Genomic DNA, 5,060 nt, shown 5'->3' with positions numbered 1-5,060 from the left:
CCATGATCTCGATTTCGCTGATTCCGCCCACGCTGTGACGCGACGTTTTGAACATCAATTTCGCGCCTTCGAGAGCTTGAACGTTGTCGCTTCCGAGCAGCAGTCGTTTGAGCGAATCCGTCACGAGCAGAGGGCGGCCGTCGATCATGATCGTATCGCCGCTTACGGACGTTACGGTAGCCGTTACTTCTTTTTCAGGGAAGATGTTGACGAGGAACGGCGCGATGTCCGCGCGGGTCACGCGTCCTTTGAGGTTGAGGTTCGCGAACGAAGATTCGATCAATCCAAGGCGGGCGGCCGCTTCGACCGAGCCGCGCGCCCAGCTGCTGACCGCTCCGATCGAGGAGGGGTTAACGGTCAATCCGCCGGATGTATTTTGCCCGTTTACGGCGCGGAGCAGGACGGAAGCCATTTCTTCGCGGGACACGAAAGATTGCGGCCGGAAAGCCGATCCGCTTCCGTTCATCAGACCCGCCCGGCGAGCCGCTTCAATATAAGGAAGGCTCCAGCTTGCCACGGTGACGTCTGTAAAAGAAGAAGTCGTGCCGCTCGCAAGCGGCAGCTCCAATGCTTTGACCAGCAGGATCGCAAACTCTTGGCGCGTCAGCGCCTGCCCCGGTCTGTATTCGTTGTTCGGAAAGCCCTTGATTAACCCGAGACGGGCCGCTTCCCGGATCGCCTCTGTCTGTTCCGGCGATACGCCGGCCAGGTCATTGAACGATACGTCCGTACTCGGGGCCGCCGCAAACGCAGATGTGCTGCCTGTTCCTGCTGCTGCTGTCAAAATGGCGCTTGCGACCAGCCAGGCTTTCCAATTAATCTCCATTATTTATGATCTCCTCTGAATTCGCCGAATATCCTACCTTGTTGACATCGACCGGAGCCCACGCTTTCATAATGAAAATATTGAAATTTGAAGTAAATTTGAGGTTGGCCGGAACCCGGCCTCACTTTGCCGGGTTCCAGCCGAACCGTTCCGGCCGAAAAGCGTGCTGCCAAGGCTCCGCTTCCCGTCCTTCGGCGCAGTCCGCGACCCTCTTCGCCGTCACCGGGCTCAGCAGGATGCCGTTGCGGTAATGGCCCGCCGCGAAGATCACGCGCTCCGCGCCCGGCAGCCGCCCGATCAGCGGCCGGCCGTCGAGCGTCGCCGGGCGCAGCCCCGCCCAGCGGTGAAACGGCTGCGCCTTTTCCAGCGCGGGCAGCATCCGCTTGTTCCAGCGCGTCAATCGCGCGATGCCGCGCTCCGTCACGCTCGTATCGAAGCCCGCGACGTCTTCGGACGCGCCGCAGACGAGCGTTCCGTTCGCTTTTTGCACCAGATAGCCCTGGCTGCCGAACACCATGTGCCGCAGCGGCACCTGCTCCGCGCCCCAGGCGTACGCGCAGATCTGCCCGCGGATCGGCTGCACGGGCAGGCGCAGCCCGAAGCGGCCGGCCCATCCGCCGGCCCAGGCCCCCGTGCAGACCACGAGCCGGTCCGCCCGGAAGGTCGCGCCGGAAGCTCCGGCCGCGTCCGCCGGGCTGCGTTCGGCTGCCCAGCCTTCACGCGCGCCCTGCCCGCCTGTCTGCATCGCCGGCTGCCGCTCCCCGCCCGATTCCGCGCCGGCGTTCCGCGCGCCAAGCCCGGATGCCCCGTCTTCGCCCCGGCCGCTCGCCCGGACTTCCACGCCGCGTGCCCACTGCGTCGGCTCCAGCTCGCCGAGCCGTTCGCGGATCTGCACGCCGATCTTCACGCAGGCGCTTTTCAGCGCTTCGACGAAGTCCGGCGCGTAAATATGGCTCTCTTCCGGCGTATGCAGCGCCGCGACCACGTCCGGCGACAAGCCCGGCTCGGCCGCCCGCAGTTCGCCGCCGCGCAGGATCGTGCCGCTCGATCCGCGGCTGCGCTGCCAGTCCAGCCGGCGCTCGAGCGCCGCCAGATCCGCTTCGTGGTAAGCGGCGTACAGGCTGCCGCACTCCGTATATTCGAAGTCCCGGCCGGACAGCTCCCGGACCTGCCGCTGCCAGGCCGGATACAGGTCGAGGCTTGCGCGGCACAGCGCGAAGAACTCGTCCGGCGAATCCGGATTTTCGGAATACGGCGCGAGCATGCCGGCCGCCGCGCCGGACGCCTGCCCGCCGCAGGGGCCGGCTTCGAGCAGCGTTACGTCCGCGCCGCGCAGCCGAAGTTCCAGCGCGCAGGACAAGCCGACGATGCCTCCGCCGAGCACGAGAAACGAATCGTTCATCGCCGCTCTCCCGCTCATTCCACGATCAGCGACTCGAAGCCGCTGCTGGCCGACGCGTACCGCTTCTTCGGCATCCGCCCCGACAGGTAGGCGAGCCGGCCGCCTTCGATCGCAAGGCGCATCGCCCGCGCCATGCCGACAGGGTCCTGCGCTTTGGCGACCGGCGTGTTCATCAGAATCGCCGAAGCGCCGAGTTCCATCGCCAGCGCCGCGTCGCTGGCCGTGCCGAGGCCCGCGTCGACGATAACCGGCACGTTCGACCGCTCGACAATCAGGCTGATATTGTAGGGATTCAAGATGCCGAGGCCGGTGCCGATCGGCGCGCCGCCCGGCATGATCGCCGCCGCGCCCGCTTCTTCCAGGCGCCGGCACATGACCGGATCGTCCGAGATGTACGGCAGCACCGTAAAGCCTTCCCTGACGAGAATCTCGGTCGCCCGCAGCGTCTCGATCGGATCGGGCAGCAGCGTCCGCTCGTCGGCGCAGATCTCCACCTTGATCCAATCGCTAAGTCCCGACGCGCGCGCAAGCCGCGCGATCCGCACCGCTTCTTCCGCCGTGCGCGAGCCCGACGTGTTCGGGAGAAATTGGTAAGCGCCCTGCTCCAGATGCTGGAGAATCGAATCGTCTTCCGCCGCTTCCAGATCGACGCGCCGGATCGCGAACGTCAGCACTTCCGTGCCGGACGCGGCGATCGCTTCGGTCTGCACGAACGGGTTCGGGAACAATCCCGTCCCGAGGAAAAAGCGCGACTGCATGTTCAGGCCGCCGAGACTCCAGCCGTCGCCTCCGGGTTCGATCCGTTCTGCCGGCCGCGCCGAGTCGGCGCGAACCTCTGCTCCCGCTGCTGCTTGGCCGTTGTCGTATTCATTTTCATATTCGTTCATCGGTTCAGCCTCCTCCCACAAAATGGACCAATTCGATCTTCATGCCCGGCGTGACCGGCGTCGACGCCCACTGCTCCGACGTCCGCACCTCGCCGTCCACTTCCGCCACGATCGGCCGCCCGGTCAGGCCGAGCCGCTCCACGACGTCCGCCAAAGTGGCGGCTTCCAGCTCTTGCCTGCTTCCGTTTATGATCAATTCCACCATTCGAAGACTCACCCTTTCCTGTCCAGTTTGCGAATAAACGCCCGGCACGCCTCCGCGGGATCGTCGCTGCCGACGATCTCGCTGATCGCGCACAGCCGCGTCGCGCCGGCCGCGATCACGTCGTCCGCGTTGTGCAGCTTGATGCCGCCGATCGCCACGAACGGAATGCCGATCCGCTCGGACACTTCGCGGATATAATCGAGCCCGACCGGCGCGACGACGTCGGCTTTGGTCTGCGTGGCGTACACGGGACCGGCTCCGATATAGTCCGCGCCCTGCTCCTGCGCCAGCAGCGCTTCTTCGATCGCATGCGTCGAGATGCCAACGATTTTGGAGCCCATGCGCCGCCGCGCTTCTTCGAGCGGCACGTCGCCCTGTCCCAGATGCACTCCGTCCGCGTCCACTTCCAGCGCCAGGTCGATATGGTCGTTCACGATAAACGGAACGCCGTAACGCCGGGTCAGTTCCCGCAGCGCTCGCGCTTTGCGCAGCCGCTCCGCCGGATCGCTGTGCTTGTCCCGGAACTGGACGATGTCGGCGCCGCCGATGATCGCCTGCTCCATGACGTACGCAAGTTCGCGTCCCGGATGAAAGTTCTCGCCGGTAATCGCATATAATCTGAATTCCTGCAAAAGATTCGCCTCCCTGTTTTTTCCTATTCGATTTCGATTTCAATTCCGATTCCGATTCCGTTCTATGCTTCTGTCTTCCGTCTGCGTGTTCCCTACCCAGCGACCCGGCCTAATCCCCGATATACCGGTCGTAAATCGTGCGTGCCCGAACGGGATCGTCCGTCCCCTGCACAAGCACCCGCCCGTCCGCAAACAGCACGACCCGCTCGCCGCCCGGCAGCTCGGCGCGGATCAGGTACGGATTCGCTTTGAGGCTGCGCGCCGCCGGCGCAAGGCGCCGCTGCCACGATTCCAGCTCGAACGGCGCGTGCCCCGCGATCTGGATCGAATCCCGGCCGCACAGCGACAGCGTCGTCTCCGCTTCGCGGGCGAGCGCCGGATATTCCCGCAGCCCGCAGCAGGGACAGTCCGGCCGCGCGCGCACCGAACCGAGTTCGTGCTGGCGATTGTTCCAGACGTCGATCGACAGCAGCGTGCCGCGCCGCGCTTCGCGGTCGTCCACGAGATATTTGAGCGCTTCGGCCGCCTGATACGACGCGACGATATCGACGATCGGCGCGATAACGCCGACCGTGTCGCACGTCTCGCCGCCGGAATCGGCGGTCGGGATGAAGCAGCGCAGGCACGGCGTCTCGCCCGGCACGAAGATCGCGCTCATCCCTCTAGATCCGACGGCGCCGCCGTACACGAACGGAATACCGTGCGCGTAGCAGGCGTCGTTGAGCAGAAACCGCGTCCGGAAATTGTCCGTTCCGTCCAGTACCAGGTCGACGCCGTCCAGCAGCTGCGCGATATTGCCGGGCGTCACATCGGCAAACACCGCTTCGATCTCCACGGACGAGTTGATCCGCTTCAGCTTGCTCTCTGCCGCCACCACTTTGGGCAGCGACCGCTCCGCGTCTTCTTCGTCGTACAGCATCTGCCGCTGCAAGTTGCTGCGCTCCACGTAATCGCGGTCCGCCATGCGCACCTTGCCGACGCCGGCGCGGACCATATGGTTCGCGAGCACCGTGCCGAGCGCGCCCATGCCGACGATGCACACGGCGCGTTCCGACAGCTTGCGTTGTCCTTCGGCGCCGATCGGCGCGAACAGCTTCTGCCGGGAGTA

At 65.2% G+C, this 5,060-nt stretch carries 6 protein-coding genes (1 of these 6 only partly in view); all 6 read right to left on the bottom strand.

Features of this window, described 5'->3' with window-relative positions; genetic code table 11:
• A partial coding sequence (locus FTE24_RS03285; RefSeq protein ID WP_160441629.1) for an S-layer homology domain-containing protein occupies positions 1-826 on the bottom strand: 826 nt, incomplete at its 3' end.
• Between the two features lie 121 nt (positions 827-947).
• Positions 948-2,228, bottom strand: a complete 1,281-nt coding sequence (locus FTE24_RS03280) for an FAD-dependent oxidoreductase (protein WP_150234284.1) — start codon at positions 2,226-2,228, stop codon at positions 948-950.
• Positions 2,229-2,242: 14 nt separating this feature from the next.
• Complete coding sequence (locus tag FTE24_RS03275) at positions 2,243-3,115, bottom strand: thiazole synthase (protein ID WP_272915051.1); 873 nt, start codon at positions 3,113-3,115, stop codon at positions 2,243-2,245.
• A gap of 4 nt (positions 3,116-3,119) precedes the next feature.
• A complete protein-coding gene (gene thiS, locus FTE24_RS03270; RefSeq protein ID WP_141447721.1) occupies positions 3,120-3,320 on the bottom strand; it encodes a sulfur carrier protein ThiS in 201 nt (66 codons plus the stop codon).
• Positions 3,321-3,328: 8 nt separating this feature from the next.
• On the bottom strand, positions 3,329-3,952 hold the full coding sequence (gene thiE, locus FTE24_RS03265; RefSeq protein ID WP_150234286.1) for a thiamine phosphate synthase: 624 nt from the start codon (positions 3,950-3,952) through the stop codon (positions 3,329-3,331).
• Positions 3,953-4,061: 109 nt separating this feature from the next.
• A protein-coding gene (locus tag FTE24_RS03260) for a ThiF family adenylyltransferase (protein ID WP_160441635.1) crosses the window boundary here: on the bottom strand, positions 4,062-5,060 show its 3' portion. 39 nt of this gene lie beyond the right edge of the window; only the last 999 of its 1,038 coding nucleotides appear in the window; the start codon falls outside the window, past its right edge; its stop codon occupies positions 4,062-4,064.

This window comes from Saccharibacillus sp. WB 17, assembly GCF_008634075.2.
Taxonomy (GTDB): Bacteria; Bacillota; Bacilli; order Paenibacillales; family Paenibacillaceae; genus Saccharibacillus; species Saccharibacillus brassicae.
Note: the sequence above shows the minus strand (reverse complement) of the source record. Positions and strands in the feature narration are given on the sequence as shown.